General features: G+C 63.4%; 13 protein-coding genes and 2 tRNA genes. 3 read left to right on the forward strand and 12 right to left on the reverse strand.

Features of this window, described 5'->3' with window-relative positions:
- Nucleotides 1–158: 158 nt before the first annotated feature.
- The 12 genes from QM590_RS20270 to dnaA form a co-directional block, all read right to left on the reverse strand.
- Nucleotides 159–231 (reverse strand) — tRNA-Ala (locus tag QM590_RS20270).
- Between the two features lie 190 nt (nt 232–421).
- Nucleotides 422–495, reverse strand: a tRNA-Ile gene (locus tag QM590_RS20275).
- Between the two features lie 109 nt (nt 496–604).
- A complete protein-coding gene (locus QM590_RS20280; RefSeq protein ID WP_269596187.1) occupies nt 605–1996 on the reverse strand; it encodes a DUF3566 domain-containing protein in 1392 nt (463 codons plus the stop codon).
- The gene (gene gyrA, locus QM590_RS20285) at nt 1997–4540 is read right to left on the reverse strand and encodes a DNA gyrase subunit A (protein WP_068047539.1); all 2544 of its coding nucleotides are present in this window, start codon (nt 4538–4540) and stop codon (nt 1997–1999) included.
- A gap of 68 nt (nt 4541–4608) precedes the next feature.
- On the reverse strand, nt 4609–6651 hold the full coding sequence (gyrB, locus tag QM590_RS20290) for a DNA topoisomerase (ATP-hydrolyzing) subunit B (protein ID WP_094638409.1): 2043 nt from the start codon (nt 6649–6651) through the stop codon (nt 4609–4611).
- 257 nt (nt 6652–6908) lie between these two features.
- Nucleotides 6909–8006 carry a PDR/VanB family oxidoreductase gene (locus QM590_RS20295; protein WP_149408173.1) on the reverse strand — a complete coding sequence of 366 codons (1098 nt, stop codon included), beginning with the start codon at nt 8004–8006 and terminating at the stop codon, nt 6909–6911.
- 32 nt (nt 8007–8038) lie between these two features.
- Nucleotides 8039–8956, reverse strand: coding sequence for a metal-dependent hydrolase (locus QM590_RS20300; protein ID WP_269596186.1), 918 nt, complete (start codon nt 8954–8956; stop codon nt 8039–8041).
- A 169-nt stretch (nt 8957–9125) separates the two neighbouring features.
- A complete protein-coding gene (locus tag QM590_RS20305) occupies nt 9126–9689 on the reverse strand; it encodes a DUF721 family protein (protein WP_269596185.1) in 564 nt (187 codons plus the stop codon).
- Complete coding sequence (recF, locus tag QM590_RS20310) at nt 9686–10936, reverse strand: DNA replication/repair protein RecF (RefSeq protein ID WP_149408168.1); 1251 nt, start codon at nt 10934–10936, stop codon at nt 9686–9688. Before recF ends, QM590_RS20305 begins: the two co-directional genes overlap by 4 nt.
- A complete protein-coding gene (gnd, locus tag QM590_RS20315; RefSeq protein ID WP_149408167.1) occupies nt 10937–11863 on the reverse strand; it encodes a phosphogluconate dehydrogenase (NAD(+)-dependent, decarboxylating) in 927 nt (308 codons plus the stop codon).
- A gap of 65 nt (nt 11864–11928) precedes the next feature.
- Nucleotides 11929–13113 (reverse strand): DNA polymerase III subunit beta, encoded by a 1185-nt coding sequence (gene dnaN / locus QM590_RS20320; RefSeq protein ID WP_269596184.1) that lies wholly within the window; start codon nt 13111–13113, stop codon nt 11929–11931.
- A gap of 584 nt (nt 13114–13697) precedes the next feature.
- A complete protein-coding gene (gene dnaA, locus QM590_RS20325) occupies nt 13698–15230 on the reverse strand; it encodes a chromosomal replication initiator protein DnaA (RefSeq protein WP_269596183.1) in 1533 nt (510 codons plus the stop codon).
- A 621-nt stretch (nt 15231–15851) separates the two neighbouring features.
- Between dnaA and rpmH the strand changes: the two genes are divergently transcribed.
- From rpmH to yidD, 3 genes are read left to right on the forward strand one after another with little or no spacing between them, the layout of a single operon-like run.
- Nucleotides 15852–15995 carry a 50S ribosomal protein L34 gene (rpmH, locus tag QM590_RS20330; protein WP_026347786.1) on the forward strand — a complete coding sequence of 48 codons (144 nt, stop codon included), beginning with the start codon at nt 15852–15854 and terminating at the stop codon, nt 15993–15995.
- Between the two features lie 30 nt (nt 15996–16025).
- A complete protein-coding gene (gene rnpA, locus QM590_RS20335; protein WP_149408166.1) occupies nt 16026–16406 on the forward strand; it encodes a ribonuclease P protein component in 381 nt (126 codons plus the stop codon).
- The gene (yidD, locus tag QM590_RS20340) at nt 16403–16732 is read left to right on the forward strand and encodes a membrane protein insertion efficiency factor YidD (protein WP_149408165.1); all 330 of its coding nucleotides are present in this window, start codon (nt 16403–16405) and stop codon (nt 16730–16732) included. The genes rnpA and yidD overlap by 4 nt, the downstream gene beginning before the upstream one ends.
- Nucleotide 16733: the final 1 nt, after the last annotated feature.

Genomic DNA, 16733 nt, shown 5'->3' on the forward strand with positions numbered 1-16733 from the left:
GAAATATTCGGCCTACTGAAGCCCACACCCAGCCCTTGACAGACATAGGAGCATCATCCAGTGGACTTTTCGGGGGTCAATGTCACATCGAGTGGACTTGGGGGGTCGGCTGGAGAGACGAAAAAGGACGCCCACCGAAGTGGACGTCCTTTTCTTTGTGGAGCCTAGGAGATTCGAACTCCTGACATCTGCCTTGCAAAGGCAGCGCTCTACCAACTGAGCTAAGGCCCCGGGTGTTGCCGGTAATCGTGGACGAACTCTACACGTCCACTCCGAGCGATTGTCACGCGGTGGGGATGCTGTGCCAGACGCCATCCGAGCTGCGCTGCGAGCGCACCTTCGATAGTGTCAGCACTGCGATCACCGCCGATGCGACAAGAAGAAGGATTTTCATGTCCTGCCTCTTTTCGTTCGTTCGGTGTGGGCCTAGGAGGACTTGAACCTCCGACCTCTTCCTTATCAGGGAAGCGCTCTAACCGCCTGAGCTATAGGCCCTCATCACTACTTCGGGCCGAAGAAAAGCTCTCCTCGAACCGAGGGATGAGATTACCGTATCGGGCCGCTGTCTTCCAAAACGGCCCGATACGGCTCTCGATGGTGCAGGTCAGTCGCGGTCTGCCAGTGTCACTTCGACGCCACCGACCAGGTCCGACGACAGGTTGTAGATGAAGGCGCCGATGGTGGTGAGAGCAGTGAAGAGTACGACATTGATCACACCGATCACCGCTGCGTAGCCGAACACCTGCCCGGCACTGACGAGTCCTCCGCCGCCGGATTCGTTGACGATCTCGGTGAACGCACTGTTGAGACGTTCCCAGACGCCCATGCCGTCGAGCACGGCGTACAGCAAGCCGACGGACACCATCCACACGAAGAACAGTGACACTGCGATCACGAGGGCGATCTTGAGCGTCGACCAGGGATCGATCTTGCGAATCTGGATGGTCGCCCGCAGGGGGTCGCCGTCCGCACTGGCCACGGCCGTGATGGCTGCCGGTGCTGCGCGCTCGGACTGGGACGGCTCCGGGTGCCGGACGGCAGACAGGTCCGGCATGTCCTTCGCCAGATCCTTGCGTTCGATGTGCCGTGTCGGTCCGTCGATGACCGCAGCCTTCGACCGGGCAGCTTCTCGCCGTTCGGTCTTGTCCTCCGTCGACTCACGCTGAGTGGGCTCGGCGGCCGTACGAGCGGTTCGATCGAACTCACCGTTCGGTGGCAGTGCCGCTCCGCGTCCGGACAGGTTGGTCTGCGGCTGATTCTGCGGCTGCTGCCGGTCCGTTCCCTGCGATGCGGGCCGCTGAGCGGCTCCGCGCTGCCAGGGCGGGGTTCCGGCACCGGCCTGCGGATCGTCGTTCTGTTGAGCCGGCATCGCCTGAGTTGCTGCGCGAGCTGCCTGATCCTGACCCCGAGCGGGCTCGGATGCACGAGATCCGTCACCGGTGGCAGCCGAGTCGGCGGATACCTGCGGTGTGCGGACGGTCTCGTTGGGCGCGGCCGAGGGCTGCTGTCCCGAGGGCTGCGGGCCTGCCTGCCGAGGAGCTTCACCGGCCGGTGCCTGCCGCTGCGGCGGTTGGCCGTTCGGCGGCGGACCGACGGGCCGTCCGGGAGCCTGCTGACCCGGACCTGGCTGACGGCCGGGAGCCTGCGGCGGCTGGGACTGACCGGCAGGAGCCTGTCCCTGCTGGGGTGCAGGCGGACGCTGCGTGGCGGCCCCCGGCGGTCCCTGAGGTGCAGGCGGTCGCTGCGGGGGCGGGGGTCCCTGAGCCGGGCGTGCCGGACCGTTCGGATTTCCGGGTGCCGGTCTGATCGGAGGACGAGCACCCCCCTGCGGGGCCGGGCCACGACCCGCGGCGGGCGCGGGACGATTGGCCGGCTGCGGGCGGCTGCCCGGGCGAGCTCCCTCGGGCGGCGCGGGACGCGCGGGCTGCTCGGCCTCCCGGCTGTCCGGTCCACCGCTGGGGCCGGGCCTGCTACCAGGCCGGTTGGGAGTGCTCACTTACGACTCCTTCGCTGCATCGTCTTCGGTGCCCAGAGAATCCGGTTCGATCTCGTCGGCGTTGCGCGCGATCGCGAGCAGGGTGTCGCCTTCACCGAGATTCATCAACCGCACGCCCTTGGTCTGTCGGCCGGCCTTCCGAACCTGCTTGGCAGCGGTCCGGATCACACCACCACTGGACGTGATGGCGTACAGCTCGTCCTCGTCGTCGACGATGAGAGCTCCCACCAGCGTGCCACGCTTCGGGTCGTACTGAATTGTCAGCACTCCCTTTCCGCCGCGGCCCTGCTGCGGGTAATCCTCCATCGCGGTGCGCTTGGAATAGCCACCCGACGTCGCGACCAGCAAGAACTTGTTCTCGCTGACGACGTTGAGCGAGAGCAACGCGTCCTCGCCGTTGAATCGCATGCCCTGCACACCCGAGGTGGCGCGACCCATCGGGCGCAGCACTTCGTCGGTGGCCGAGAACCGGATGGACTGACCCTGCGCCGAGACCAGCAGCAGATCGTCGTCCGAGGACGCGAGAACCGCGCCGACCAACTCGTCGTCGCCGCGCAGATTGACCGCGACGATGCCGCCGCTGCGGTTGGAATCGAAATCCGTCAGACGCGACTTCTTGACGAGACCACCCTTGGTGGCGAGCACCAGGTAGGGGGCATCCTCGTAGGTCTTGATCTGGATGACCTGGGCGATGCGTTCGTCCGGCTGGAAGGCGAGCAAGTTCGCGACGTGCTGACCGCGGGCGGTTCGGTTCGCCTCGGGCAGCTCGTAGGCCTTGGCCCGGTAGACGCGACCCTTGGTGGTGAAGAACAGGATCCAGTCGTGCGTCGAGCAGACGAAGAACTTGCTGACGATGTCGTCCTGCTTGAGGCCCGCTCCCATCACTCCCTTGCCGCCGCGCTTCTGCGAGCGGTAGAGGTCGGTTCTGGTGCGCTTGGCGTATCCGGTCTCGGTGATCGTGACGACCACGTTCTCCCGCGCGATCAGATCCTCGTCGTTGACGTCCCCGTCGGCGGCGATGATGCGCGTGCGACGGTCGTCGCCGAACTTCTCGACGATCTCGGCGAGCTCGTCCCGCACGATCTGTCGCTGTCGCTCAGGCTTGGCCAGGATGTCCTGCAGGTCTGCGATGGTGCGTTCGAGTTCTGCCAACTCGTCGATGATCTTCTGACGCTCGAGAGCTGCGAGGCGCCGCAGCTGCATGTCGAGGATCGCCTGAGCTTGGATCTCGTCGATGTCGAGCAGGTCGATCAAGCCCTGCTTGGCGAGATCCACCGTCTGCGACGCACGAATGAGCGCGATGACCTCGTCGAGTGCGTCGAGCGCTTTGACCAGGCCACGCAGAATGTGAGCCCGTTCCTCCGCTCTGCGCAACCGGTACCGAGTACGCCGAACGATCACGTCGAGTTGGTGGGTGACGTAGAAGCGAATCATCTGATCGAGGCGAAGCGTGCGCGGTACGCCGTCGACGATGGAGAGCATGTTCGCGCCGAAGCTCGTCTGCAGCTGCGAGTGCTTGTAGAGGTTGTTGAGCACGACCTTCGCGACCGCGTCGCGCTTGATCGTGACGACGATGCGCATACCGACTCGGTCGGACGACTCGTCGTCGATCTTGGAGATACCGGACATCTTGCCGTCGCGTACCTGCTCGGCGATCGAGGTGATCAGGTTGTCCGGGTTGACCTGGTAGGGCAGCTCGGTGATGACGATCGTGGTGCGACCGTTGGAGTCTTCTTCGATCTCGACGACGCCGCGCATCCGGATGGAGCCGCGACCGGTCGAGTACGCGTCCTGGATGCCCTGGCCGCCGACGATGAGTCCGTGGGTGGGGAAGTCAGGGCCTTTGACGCGTTCCATGCACGCGGCGAGGGTTGCTTCCTCGTCCGCCTCGAAGTTGTCCAGGGCCCAGAACACCGCATCGCCCAGTTCACGCAGATTGTGCGGCGGGATGTTGGTGGCCATACCGACGGCAATGCCGTTGGAGCCGTTCATCAACAGGTTCGGCACCCGCGACGGAAGTACCGTCGGCTCTTGGGTTTTGCCGTCGTAGTTGGGGATGAAGTCGACGGTTTCCTCGTCGATGTCGCGCAGCATCTCCATCGCGAGCGGGGTCAACCGGGCTTCGGTGTATCGCATGGCTGCGGCACCGTCGTTGCCGCGTGAGCCGAAGTTGCCCTGGCCGTCGACCAGTGGGTACCGCATCGACCACGGCTGAGCCAGACGCACCAGTGCGTCGTAGATCGAGGTGTCGCCGTGGGGATGGTAGTTACCCATCGTTTCGGCAACGGGGCGTGCGGATTTGACGTAGCTGCGGTCGGGGCGGAAGCCCGAGTCGTACATCGCGTACAGGACGCGACGGTGCACCGGCTTGAGGCCGTCACGCACCTCGGGCAGGGCACGACCGACGATGACGCTCATGGCGTAATCGATGTAACTGCGCTGCATTTCCTGCTGGATGTCGACCGGATCGATCCGGTCTCCGCCCTCGGCGTTGGTGGTCGAACCCGGCGGGGGTCCTACCGGCGGTTCGGTGATGTCAGACATGCAAATCTCCTCGAGAAACGGTCACCTCCACGCACCGAGAAACCTCATCGGTGCGTGAAGGGAAGTGACTAAACGTCAAGAAAGCGAACATCTTTCGCGTTGCGGGCAATGAAGCTTCGGCGTGCGGAGACGTCCTCGCCCATCAGGACGCTGAACAATTCGTCTGCCGCGGCCGCGTCGTCGAGGGTGACCAGACGCAGCACTCGCACAGCCGGGTCCATCGTGGTTTCCCACAGCTCCTTGGCGTTCATCTCGCCGAGGCCCTTGTAGCGCTGGACGCCGTCCTCGACGTTGATTTTGCGCTTGTTGGCGATGCCGGCCTCGAGCAGTCCGTCGCGTTCACGATCGGAGTAGGCGAAGTCGGGTTCACCGCGGCTCCACTTGAGCTTGTACAGCGGCGGCATGGCGAGGTAGACGTGGCCGTTCTCGATCAACGGACGCATGAACCGGAACAACAGAGTCATCAGCAGCGTCGAGATGTGCTGACCGTCGACGTCGGCGTCGGCCATCAGCACGATCTTGTGATAGCGCAGCTTGGTGATGTCGAACTCGTCGTGGATGCCGGTTCCGAAGGCGGTGATGATCGCCTGGACCTCGTTGTTCTTCAGGACGCGGTCGATGCGAGCCTTCTCGACGTTGATGATCTTTCCGCGCAGCGGCAGGATCGCCTGGAACATCGAGTCGCGTCCGGATTTGGCCGAGCCGCCTGCGGAGTCGCCCTCCACGATGTAGATCTCGGACTTGCTCGGGTCGTTGGATCGGCAGTCAGCGAGCTTGCCGGGTAGGCCACCGATATCGGTTGCGCTCTTGCGGCGCACCATCTCTCGGGCCTTTCGCGCAGCCATCCGGGCCTGCGCGGAGGAGACCGCCTTGTTGATGATCGTCTTGGCGTCGGCCGGGTTGGACTCGAACCAGTGCGAGAGGTGCTCGTTGCAGGCCTTGAGGACGAACGATCGGATCTCGGTGTTGCCGAGCTTGGTCTTGGTCTGCCCCTCGAACTGCGGCTCACCGACTCGGACCGAAATGACCGCGGCGAGGCCCTCACGGATGTCGTCGCCGGTCAGCTTGATGTCTTTTTCCTTGACCAGCTTCTTCTCGAGGGCGTACTTGTTCACCGTCGAGGTCAACGCGGTGCGGAAGCCCTCTTCGTGGGTACCACCCTCGTGCGTGTTGATGGTGTTGGCGAAGGTGTGCACCGACTCGGAGTAACCGGCGTTCCACTGCATCGCGATCTCGACCTCGTGGCCTTCACCCTTGCCTGTGAAGCCCACGACCGAGTTGTGGATCGCGGTCTTGGTGCGGTTGATGTGCTTGACGAAGTCGACCAAGCCGTCGGGGTAGTGGTACGTCCGCTTGCGGACCTTGGCCGGCTTCGCGTTGGCCGCATCGGCCTGCTCTTCCTCGGCGGTCTTGGGGGCCTCGGCGGTCTCGCCCAATTCCTCCTCGGTGGCGTCGGTCGCTGCCACTCGCTCGTCGGTGAAGTTGATGGTCAGTCCCTTGTTCAGGAACGCCATCTCCTGCAGGCGGCGGTGCACGGTCTCGAAGCTGTAGTCGAGAGTCTCGAAGATCTTGCCGTCGGCCCAGAAGCGGACGGTGGTGCCGGTCTCGTCGGTGTTCCCGACGGTTTCGAGCGGTCCGGGCTTGGCGTAGTCGTAGGTCTGGGTGTAGCGGTGACCGTCACGCGCGATCTGCAGTTCGACCTTGGTCGAGAGGGCATTCACCACGGAGATACCGACACCGTGCAGTCCGCCGGACACCGCGTAGGAATCGGAGTCGAACTTGCCGCCGGCATGCAGCTGGGTCATGACGACCTCGACGGTGGGGACGCCGGACGAGTGCATGGCGACGGGAATTCCTCGACCGTCGTCGGTGACCTCGACGCTGCCGTCCACGTGAATGGTGACGCCGACGGTGGAGGCATAACCGGCCATGGCCTCGTCGACGGAGTTGTCGACGACCTCCCAGATCAGGTGATGCAGGCCTCGTTCACCGGTGGAACCGATGTACATACCGGGCCTTTTACGAACCGCCTCCAGGCCCTCGAGGACCGTGATGGACGAAGCGCCGTAATCCTTGCTGTTCTCGTTGTTACCTGACTTCTGGGCAGCCACGGTTAGCTGGTTCTCCTTCTACGCGTCCACTACCCCGCTCACACCCCGACAGGGTGCTACCGCAGGGGCGAGCGCAGTCGATTCCGGCCGCGCCCGGGTCCATGCGTTGTTCCGGGCTTGATGTCGTACCGGTCCATAGTACTGGTTGCCTGCGACAGCATGGGCACGATGACACCCCTAAAAGGCCTCTGATTGCTTCACAGGCGCATTTTCAGGGTGCCGGGCGACAAAGATGAAGGGTAAATGCGGCGGCTCGGCTAGAGATCGAGCACGATCCGTTCACCCTCGGAACGGGACACGCAGATCAACATCTCGTGTTCCTGCTCCTCGGCGGTGAGCCGGTTCTCCCGATGCTGCGGTGTTCCGCTGAGTACTCGAACGCGACACGTGCCGCAGAACCCCTGCTGGCAGGAGTACGCCACATCGGGCCTCAGACGCCGAATGGCATGCAACGCAGTCTCGTCCGGAGCCACTGCGATGATCTGTCCGGAATCGACGAGCTGCACCTCGAACTCCGCGCCGTTCTTCACCGGCGGCGGTGAGAAACGCTCGAAGTGCAGATGCGTCGCCGGCAACGAGTCGAACGACGCCCGAACCAGATCGATCATCGGCGGAGGTCCGCACACGTAGACCGAACCGCCGGGTGCCGCGGCACCGAGCAGATCCATGCTCGACGGCATGCCGTCCACATCGTCGGTCCGCACCGTCACGCGGTCGGCGTCCCAGCCGGCGATCTCGTCGAGGAACGGCATCGATTCACGTGAGCGGCCGCAGTAGACGAGGTGCCAATCCATCCCCGTCTCTCGAGCGCGACGCACCATCGAGATGATGGCTGTGATGCCGATTCCGCCGGCCACGAACACCGCGTGCTCGGACTGTACGAACGGAAAACCGTTGCGCGGCCCGCGAATTGCGACCTCGGTGCCGACCTTCAGATCGTGCATCTCACGCGACCCACCGCCGCCGTCGGGCACCAAGCGCACCGCGATGGAGTACGAGTCGGCATCCGGCTGCCCACACAACGAGTACTGCCGACGACGTCCGGACTGGAGATAGAAGTCCAGATGCATTCCCGGTGCCCACGCGGGCAGCACCTCACCGTCGGCGGCCGAGAAGGTCAGTTGGACCACCTGCTCGTCGACGCACAGCACCTCGCGCGAGACCAACGTCAGCAACCGGGTCCGAGCCACGGGCGGCGCAGCGAACGACGCGTCGTAGTCGTCACCGTCGAGCAGAGCGAACCATTTGTCGAGCGCATCGGTCACCAGAGACACGGTCTGATCGGGCTCGTCACGGCCGTACAGATTCTTCGGAATGGTGCGTCCAGCCCGGAACGAGTCCACCATCTGTGCCATTGCGCCGAGCTTGCTCCGCAACGTGCGTTTGGTCATCGATCGGCGGACCGAGCTGCCGGTGAGGTGGCCAGATACTGCACTGCCTGCGCCGTCGAACCTTCCTGGGAAGGGTGGTAGGTGCGCTTGAAGTAACGCAACGACGCCTTCACCATCGACATCGGGGTCGGGAACAGGCCGGCCTGGGCAACTCGACGGAATTCTCGGAACGACGGTGTGCGCTGCTTGGGTGGCAGGTGCGCCAGCGTCGGATCCTGGCTCATCAGAAAGCGAACACCGCGGGTCCAGAACCACACCAACGTGGGCGCGATGACGACGTAGGTACGAATACGGCGGGCCGGGCGGACGTCGAAGTACCGCATCACCTCGTAGGCCACCGACCGATGCTCGACCTCCTCGGCTCCGTGCCACCGCAGCAGATCCAGCATGATCGGATCGACGTCGGCCTCGTCCAACTCCGAGGCATTGAGCACCCAATCGCCCAGGAAGGCGGTCAGGTGTTCTGCGGCAGCGATGAGGGCGAGACGTTCGACCAGACTGTTCTGACCGTGACCGGACCTGTTGCCCAAAGCGCGGCCGAACAGGAACTTCATCTGATCGACGTACGGGTCGACATCGATGCCGTGTGCCCGAAGCTGATCGTGGATATCGGTGTGCGCCTGCGCGTGCATGGCTTCCTGACCGATGAACCCGATCACGTCGTCGCGCAGCTGATCGTCGTGGATCAGCGGCAACGCTTCCTTGAAGGTGCGCACGAACCATTCCTCACCCTCGGGCAGGAGCAGGTGCATCACATTGATCAGGTGCGTCGCGAGCGGATTGCCGTCCATGTAGTGCAACGGCAGGGAATTCCAGTCGAACTCGACATTCCGGGCATGGAGAACGAATCGGTCTTCGGGGGTCCCGTCGACATCGACGGCCGCCGTCGATGCCTTCTTCGTTGGTGCAGACACAACTTCTCCTCGTCCGATGGCCGCGTAGAACATCTTCATCGATCCCCCGACCGCTGAGTGTCGCGAATCACGCTACGCACATCGACCATGTCACAGCAACACTGGCCCCAACATCTGTTGAGGATCACCTGGACCAGGCGCTTCGAGAAGCCTACGTTGGGACGTCTCACTATCCGTAAGTGTCGCGCGGGCCCCGCCCACGCACGTGGCGCTCACCTTTTCTCCAGCTCTGCGTCGTCGGACCGGTGATGCGCAGAGACGTCACAACGCCGTGACCCACGGCGGCCGCGATCTTGGCCAGAATCTGCGACTGCATCAGCCTCAACTGCGTCGCCCACGCCGTGGACTCCGCCGAAATGCTCAACACACCGTCCTTGAGACCGGTCGGCTCCGCATGAGCCGAGATGTCCTCGCCGACCACGCTGGGCCACCGGCCCAACACCGCGCCCTCGGACACCTTGGCCGACCACCCACGCTTGGACGCGATCGAGTTCGCCAACGCCCCGAACGCCTGCGGATCACGGTCGTCCGGCCCGGCTCCCGACCAACCACGTCGACGACGCCCCCGCAGTGCTCGAACCCCGCCGGTAGGAGACGACCGTCCCTGCCCCACCGATTTGCCACTGGCCTTGGCTGCGGCTCGGGCGTCCTCCAGTGCTCGACGCGCCAGATCGACACCTTTCAGTTCCGGTACCTCACCGTTGCCCGTGGGCGCTGCATCGTCGTCGGTCATCGAACCTCACCTTCCGAAGCTGCGGTGCCGGTATCGGCCGACAGGTCCGAGATACGCGAGATACGTCCTGCTGCACCGGAATCCGAATTCTGCGTCGCTTCGACCCCGTACCGCCGAGCATCGAGTTCGGGAGGTACGTCCTCCGGTACCGCCGCGGTGATGAGCACCTGCTCTGCGCCGGCGGCCACCGTCGCCAACGCCGCGCGCCTCTTGCGGTCGAGCTCGGCGAACACGTCGTCGAGCATCAGAACCGGGTCGGTACCGTCTTCCCGCAGCAACGCAAATGACCCGAGCCGCAAAGACAGTGCGTACGACCACGACTCACCATGGCTGGCAAAGCCTTTCGTCGGTTGATCACCGAGCATCAATTCCAAGTCGTCGCGGTGCGGTCCCACCAGACACACCCCGCGTTCGATCTCGCGCTGTCTCATCACCGAAAGTTGATGCAGGAACGCTGCTTCCAGCACCTCGGTGTCATCGGGTTCGGGTGCGCGATCGGCATCGGAGAATTCCGGTGGGAGCGCATCGGCCAGACTGCAGCGATAGGCAACTGCGGCCAACCGCGATTCCGGCGCGATCGAACTGTAGGCCTGCTGTACGAAAGGCATCAGCTCGTGCACCAAAGATATTCTGGCAGCCAGCAATCGAGCACCGTGCGCCGCGAGATGCCCGTCCCAGACGTCGAGGGTGGCAAGAGCGCTGGCGCCGTCACCCGACGACGAACCGCGGCGCAACGATCCACTCGCGGTCTTGAGCAGAGCCGATCGTTGCCGCAGAACCTTGTCGTAATCGGCACGGACAGTGGCCATTCGAGGAATTCGAGTGGTGAGCAGCTCGTCGAGGTAGCGTCGGCGCTCACCGGGATCACCGCGGACGAGCGAGAGATCCTCTGGAGCGAACAACACACTCTGCAACACGCCCAGGATCTCCCGTGGGCGACGCAGCGGCGACCTGTTCATCCGAGCCTTGTTGGCCCGGCCTTCGAGCAGCTCGACGTCGATGATCAATTCGCGACCGTGATTGACCACGGCACTACCCACGAATGCTTTGGCGGCACCTGCCCGGATCATGGGGGCATCCGAGGACACACGATGGGAGGACAACGTCGACAGATAGTTGAGTGACTCGAGCAGATTTGTCTTTCCGTGTCCGTTGGGCCCTACGAACACGGTCGAGCCCGGTCCGAGGTCGACCGTCAGGTCGTCCCAGGATCGGAAGTCGTGTAGCTGCAGAGACCGGACGAACACTTACTCGGTGTTCTTCGGCGCCGGGGCGCGCAGGGTCTCGTCGGCGTCGGCCTTCTTGACCGCATGCCCGCCGAACTGGTTCCGCAGGGCAGAGACAGCCTTCATGGCAGGCGAATCCTCTTGCCGCGAAGCAAATCTGGCGAACAGTGCCGCTGAGATCACCGGCGCAGGGACGGCATGACGGATGGCTTCCTCGACGGTCCAGCGACCCTCACCGGAGTCCTCCGTGTACCCGGAGATCTCACTGAACTCCGGATCATGACCGAGAGCTTCGACCAGCAGATCGAGCAGCCACGACCGCACGACCGTGCCCTTGCTCCAGGCCCGCAGCACGCCCTGCACATCCTGCACGAGCTCTTCGGCTTCGAGGATCTCGTACCCCTCGGCATAGGCCTGCATCAACCCGTATTCGATACCGTTGTGCACCATTTTCGAGTAGTGACCGGCACCGACCGGGCCGGCATGCACGAAACCGTCCGCGCGCTCGCCCTCGGGACGCAACGCGTCGAAGATCGGCATCGCTCTGGCGACATGCTCGTCCTGGCCGCCGACCATCAGGCCGTAGCCGTTCTTCAGACCCCAGACGCCGCCGGATACTCCGGCGTCGATGTAACCGATTCCCTTGGCGTCCAACAACTCTGCGTTGGGCTTGTCATCGGTGAAGCGTGAATTGCCGCCGTCGATCACCAGATCGCCGGGCTCGAGCACATCCGCAAGGCCGTTGACGGTGTCGCGGGTGATCTGACCGGACGGGACCATCACCCACACCACCCGGGGCGCCGTCAACGATTGCGCCAGCCCGGCCAGTGACGGGGTATCGGTCACCTCGGGTCGGGGGTCGTAGCCGATCACCTCGTGACCGTGCTCGCGCAATCTCTCGCGCATGTTGAAACCCATTTTTCCGAGACCGACCAAGCCGAGCTGCATGATGACGCGTCCTTGTCTGTGTCAGGTGCGAAAATTCTCGCGGATTCAACAGTAACGAGGCAGGATCAGCCCGGCAGCCTGACGGGCATCAGCAGATACGTGTAGTCGGACTTCGGCGCCGCGAACTTGCCTGCGTCGTCGGGCACGAGTTCCTCGTCGGAGGTCGGCCGCAGCACTGCAGGCCGGCTCGGCGTCGTGAATCCGAAGGTGACCTTCTCGCTGTGCAGCGAGGACAACCCGTCGATGAGGTATCCCGGGTTGAAGGCGATGGTCAGTGCCTCGCCCTGGAAGTCGGCAGGCAAAGCTTCCTCGGCGCGGCCGGCGTCGTCGCCACCTGCGGACAGCAACACACCGTCCGAATTGAATTCCAGGCGCACCTGCGCACCACGCTCGGCGACGAGAGCGACACGCTTGATGGCCTCGACCAGCGATGCGATGTCGAGGGTCGCCACCGCAGTGTGTTCGGCGGGCAGCAACTGACGGAACTTCGGGAACTCTGCGTCGAGCAACCTGGTCGTGGTGCGGCGCCCGTCGCTGACGATGCCCAGCAAACCGTCGCTACCGATGGACGAGCCGGAACCGAGGGCCAGTTCCACCGGTGAGCCGGAGTTGCCGCCCAGAGTCTTCGCCGACTCCGACAAAGTCTTGGCGGGAATCAGCACCGCGGTGGTGGTGTCGGCACCGGCGGGAGCCCACTCCACTTCACGAACCGCCAACCGGAAACGGTCGGTGGCCGCGAGAACGACGTTGGTGCCGTCGATCTCCACGCGGATACCGGTGAGCATCGGAAGCGTGTCGTCCTTGCCCGCCGCAATGGCGACCTGGGCGATTGCCTCGGAGAAGACATCACCGGCCAGCGAGCCGGTGTTGCTGGGCAACTCGGGGAGCTGCGGGTAGTCCTCCACCGGCATCGTGGGCAGTGAGAACTTGGCGCTTCCGCAGTTGACCAGAACGCGGGTTCCGTCGACCGTGACGTCGACCGGCTTGTTCGGCAACGACTTCGTGATATCGGCAAGTAGCTTGCCCGACACCAGAACTCGACCTGCAGTGGCAACCTCGGCCGACACCTTGACCTGAGCGGAGACCTCGTAGTCGAATCCGGAAACCGTCAGACCCTGCTCGTCGGCAGCGAGAAGAACTCCGCCGAGAACGGGAACGGGCGGCCGAGACGGCAGGCTGCGGGCTACCCACGCGACGGAATCGGAAAAATCTTCACGAGCAACGCGAAACTTCAAACTTCCAAGCTCCATCGCTCGGCATTTCCTCTCGTTCGGTGGTGTTCGGCGTTACGGCCGGAGCGGTGCAACCACGATGGTTGCGGCTCGAACCGCTGCAACGACGAGTGTGGCACATCCAGCGCAAGCACACCGTATGCCCTCCGAAGCGAAGACGAAAGCGCGAGGTTCACGTCGAACGTGGGATTCGGGGGTTCTCGGAGGGCCTGTGAACGGATCGTTCCCCAACACCTGTTTTCAAAGAAGTTCTTTCAAGGAGAAAACAGAAGTATTAATAGGTCCTGTGGAATCTGTGCACGGACCGTTCGATCCGCTGGTGGCCGAGCGTGGTGTCGTGGGGATGAACTCGGGACCAATACGCGGTTGACGCGCGGCTGCCTGTGGACGAATCACATCGGTGCACAGGCGCCCACATTCCATCCCCAGAACTTCGATGTTGTCCACATGGTTATCCACAGGTGTGAATCAATGGTCGACGGCTCGAAAACTCGCCGAATCCGCGTCGAGAATCGGTCCGACGAACGACCGGAAACAGCAACGGCACCGAACCCTCGATGGGATTCGGTGCCGTCTTCTCGGAGTCCGTCCGTCTTCGGTGGCTACCGCTTGGAGCGCTGCTTGATCCGCGCAGTGAGCTCCTGAACCTGGTCGTACACCTTGCGACGCTCGGTCATCTCCTTGCGGATCTTCTTGTCCGCGTACATCACCGTCGTGTGATCCCGACCGAACGTCTGCCCGATCTTGGGCAACGACAGATCGGTGAGCTCGCGACAGAGATACATCGCGATCTGCCTGGCCATGGCCAGTGCTCGGGCCTTGCCCGGCCCGCACAGGTCCTCGATGGAGGTGTTGAAGTACTCGGCTGTCACAGCCATGATCGTCGCCGCATTGATCTCGAGACTCGACGAGTCGGGGATGAGATCGCGGAGAACCACCTCGGCGAGAGTGAGGTCGAGTGCTTGTCCGTTCAGCGATGCGAACGCCGTCACTCGAATGAGGGCGCCTTCGAGCTCACGAATGTTGCGTTCGATTCGGCTGGCGATGAGCTCGAGCACGTCGTGTGGCACATCGAGCCGGTCCATCCGAGCCTTCTTGCTCAGAATGGCGATCCGCGTCTCGAGCTCGGGTGGCTGCACATCGGTGATCAGGCCCCACTCGAAGCGGGTACGAAGCCGCTCCTCGAGGGTGGCCAACTGCTTGGGTGGGCGGTCGGAGGAAACGACGATCTGTTTGTTCGCGTTGTGCAAGGTGTTGAAGGTGTGGAAGAACTCCTCCTGGATGCCTTCCTTGCCCTCGATGAACTGGATGTCGTCGACCAGCAGCACGTCGGTCTCCCGGTAGCGGCGCTTGAACGCCACTTTGCGGTCGTCACGAAGACTGTTGATGAAGTCGTTGGTGAATTCCTCGGTGGAGACGTACTTGACGCGCATGCCTGGGAACAGGCGCTGCGCGTAGTGCCCGGCCGCGTGCAGGAGGTGAGTCTTGCCCAGACCCGACGCCCCCCACACGAACAGCGGGTTGTACGCGCGAGCAGGTGCTTCGGCGATCGCTACCGCAGCTGCGTGGGCGAACCGATTGGAGGCACCGATGACGAAGGTGTCGAAGGTGTACTTGGAGTTGAGGCTGTTGGCACCCGAGGACGGAGGCGTCGAGTCGGGAGGCTTCGTGAAGTACGCCGGCCACGAGTTCTGGACGCTGGCGAGAGCCTCGCGTTCGTCGTCGACCTCTTCGTAGTCGGCCGTCTCGGAGTCCGACGGCTCGTCGTCTCTGCTGGTCAGGACGCGGCGCCGGTACGTCGGAGAGCTGGCGGCATCGGGATACGTCGATCGCTCGGAGTCGATCTTCTCGTCCTCGGGAGCGGAGATACGCACGCCGAGTCCCTCGACACCCTGTCCCAGATGACGGCCGAGGGCGCCGAGGATGGGTTCGCGAAGATCTCGTTCGATCGCTTCCTGCGCGAAAGTCGACGGCACTGCGAGCAGCGCGAACCCCTGCGTCAAGGTCAGCGGTTTGACCAGAGCGAGCCAGGCCTTCTGGCCTTTGGTCAGCGGAGACCCACTGTGTCGGTCGGATGTGAGCTCCGCGACCACCTCGGGCCAGATGCGCGCGAGCGCATCCGGATCGTCGTTCACGTTGGGCCCTCCGTCGTCGAGCATTGGTCTCGGGCGGTGTTCGACGCAGGAATCCGCGCGCCGATTCGTACCCGCGCGGCAACGTCGTCGGATAGCGTCGTCGTTCGTGCGTCGCTGCGGCCGAGACCAGGGTCCGTGGATGGACCCCGCAAGGTACGAATATGCCACCTGAACTGTGTTTCCACACAATTATCCACAGGTGTGGATAAACGACACCGATGTGACCCCAGAACGCGTTCCGGCCCGTGCTATGGCAATTACGCCAGTCTGACCTGCACCGATGTCGACTGTCTGTAGTGCGATCGGACGACGTGCGTCGGAGCGAGCGGCCGTCCGGTGGCGATTTCGACGTACATCACACCGTCTGCGGCCGGAAACCGACGCTGCCTGTGCATGAACGACGACACTGTCCGCTCGAGAGCGAGTTTGACCGGCGGTGACTCGATCAGTACTCTCGAACAGTCACCCAATGGCGAGGTGGCCGATGCTTGCTGGCTGCTTACAGTCTGTCTTCACTCGGATTTCTCGCTCGGGAGGCAAGCAAGTCCATCCGGACTCGCTGAGTACCTTTCCAGCAGGCGCCGACGAACGGCGTCTTTTCAATCTCGAGGAGTGTTGACCGTGGCCAAGGGCAAGCGGACGTTCCAGCCGAACAATCGCCGCCGCGCGCGCGTTCATGGCTTCCGTCTTCGTATGCGTACCCGTGCGGGTCGTGCAATCGTTTCCGCACGTCGCGGCAAGGGCCGTAAAGAACTCACAGCCTGATATCTGTTCGTCCGAAGCTTGGAGCTCGGGATGCTTCCTGAGCCGAATCGACTACACCGAGCACGTGATTTCTCCGTAGCGGTGCGTCGAGGACGCCGAATGGGTAGATCGGATCTTGTGGTTCACGCCGTCGTGCGTGACGAACAGGACATCGCATCGACTGTTCGTGGTCCACGATTCGGATTGATCGTCAGCAAGGCAGTCGGGCCGGCCGTAACTCGTCATCGAGTTGCGCGCCGGCTTCGGCATATCTGTACCGACGTCATCGGTGAACTCCCCGAGACCACCGACGTGGTGATCCGCGCATTGCCCGGAGCCGCGAGCGCGTCCTCGACAGATCTACTGATTCAACTGCGTTCAGGATTGAAGAAGCTCGGTCTTCTCGAAGCTCCGAAGGGTCCGCCGTCATGACATTCATGGGCAACCTTCGTTCCATTCCTGCTCGAACACTCGTCTACTTCATCGGGTTGTACCGGATGTACGTGTCCCCGATGAGGCCTCCCACCTGTCGCTTCTCCCCCACCTGTAGTGAGTACGCCATCGAGGCGCTCCAGGTGCACGGGATGACGAAGGGCTCGTTGCTGGCAGTCGTCCGCCTCCTCAAATGTGCTCCCTGGCACTCTGGAGGGTGGGACCCGGTGCCCGAACCCGGTAGGTGGCGCGCGACCGTCACCGAGCTGACCGAAACCGAAGAACACCACGATCTCGCGCGAGTGGAAGAACAGAGGAGTACATAGA

The organism is Rhodococcus sp. IEGM 1372, from assembly GCF_030056835.1.
Taxonomy (GTDB): Bacteria; Actinomycetota; Actinomycetes; order Mycobacteriales; family Mycobacteriaceae; genus Rhodococcoides.

Excerpts from the sequence above, each read along its gene's own strand:
- rnpA (WP_149408166.1), top strand. The coding sequence starts at position 16,026 with ATGCTTCCTGAGCCGAATCGACTACACCGAGCACGTGATTTCTCCGTA.
- dnaN (WP_269596184.1), bottom strand. The coding sequence starts at position 13,113 with ATGGAGCTTGGAAGTTTGAAGTTTCGCGTTGCTCGTGAAGATTTTTCC.
- QM590_RS20295 (WP_149408173.1), bottom strand. The coding sequence starts at position 8,006 with ATGGCACAGATGGTGGACTCGTTCCGGGCTGGACGCACCATTCCGAAG.
- QM590_RS20305 (WP_269596185.1), bottom strand. The coding sequence starts at position 9,689 with ATGACCGACGACGATGCAGCGCCCACGGGCAACGGTGAGGTACCGGAA.
- gnd (WP_149408167.1), bottom strand. The coding sequence starts at position 11,863 with ATGCAGCTCGGCTTGGTCGGTCTCGGAAAAATGGGTTTCAACATGCGC.
- gyrA (WP_068047539.1), bottom strand. The coding sequence starts at position 4,540 with ATGTCTGACATCACCGAACCGCCGGTAGGACCCCCGCCGGGTTCGACC.
- yidD (WP_149408165.1), top strand. The coding sequence starts at position 16,403 with ATGACATTCATGGGCAACCTTCGTTCCATTCCTGCTCGAACACTCGTC.